We start from the raw sequence: 1,067 nt of genomic DNA, 5'->3' as shown, positions 1-1,067 counted from the left end.
CCCGCGCGTCGGTGGCCGTAGCGATCTCAGTGAAGCCGTGAAGCATGGACCATTCGATAATTCCGGCGAACATCGTCAACGTGGCTTCGTGAAGCGGCCTTGCGCCCCTCTCCTCAACGATCGCGGTGTCAACGCAGAAGCGTGAGCTTTCGATCATCGCCCGGTGCGCGTTCAAACGTCCGTTCGCGAGGAGTTGAGGAAAGGTACGTTCCAGCATCGTTGGTCCGGTCGCGGGCAACAGCCGCACACAGCCTGCAATCTGACGGGTGGTGCACAGTGCGACGATATATGTCGGGCTCATAAGATCAAACTCGTCAAACTCACGTCCGGCGCGACTGCTGACCTGCCAGGCAAGACGTCCGCTGAACACGCGCATGCGCAGCCGATGCATGGCATCGAGCAGTATGCGCTCCGCCGATGAAGGCCTGCCCTGTAGCGCTATGACTTTCATCCGTTCACTCCGCTTGTGTTTTTTAGCGGAGACAGGTGTGCAGGACGTTTGACGCGGGCTCTACTGGTAAAAATACCAGTAGTGATTCTTGCCTTTTGAGCTCGATTGGTCTGCAGGGGCAGCAGCATACGTTGTAGGGCAGGCATCTCTCAGCAGTTCTGCACTGGTAAAAGTACCAGTGAGTCAATCGGTGATTGCCAATGATGAGTTGCCGTAACTAACGGAAAACACAGAAGGAATATTCGATTTGTCAGCTCAAAGCTAACCAGCGAAAGGCATTTAGTTAACATTTCATTAACCTTAAACCGCTTGTCGAGACTGGGAGAATCGTGTCTCTAATTCCAGACGGAAAGAATGCGTCAGACGCGCAGAAACCGTTTTTGAAGAGCTGATCATGCTGAAACCTGCGACACCCCGCTTTGAAGACGAGACGACATCGGAGAGAATCACGCGCCAGGCGTCGGCTCTTTCGGACCGGCTGCGTGCGGTTGGCGAACTTGCTTTTCCCCCTACCGCCATGAAATCGTTGCGCTCTTTCACCTCCGGTGAAGTCGCTCAGATCGTAGGCGTCTCGGATGGGTACCTGCGACAATTGTCTCTTGATGGTCTTGGTCCA

General features: G+C 54.6%; 1 protein-coding gene and 1 pseudogene. One reads left to right on the top strand and one right to left on the bottom strand.

The genetic code is table 11. The features are described from left to right. Nucleotides 1-451: acyl-homoserine-lactone synthase (locus tag A3AY_RS0114525; protein WP_018326385.1), on the bottom strand; the 451-nt coding region annotated here is incomplete at its 3' end. A 394-nt stretch (nucleotides 452-845) separates the two neighbouring features. Here A3AY_RS0114525 and A3AY_RS40140 point away from each other — a divergent pair. Beyond that, nucleotides 846-1,067, top strand: a pseudogene (locus tag A3AY_RS40140) (plasmid partitioning protein RepA); the annotation flags it as partial.

Source organism: Rhizobium giardinii bv. giardinii H152 (assembly GCF_000379605.1).
In the GTDB taxonomy this organism is placed as follows: Bacteria; Pseudomonadota; Alphaproteobacteria; order Rhizobiales; family Rhizobiaceae; genus Pararhizobium; species Pararhizobium giardinii.
Note: the sequence above shows the minus strand (reverse complement) of the source record. Positions and strands in the feature narration are given on the sequence as shown.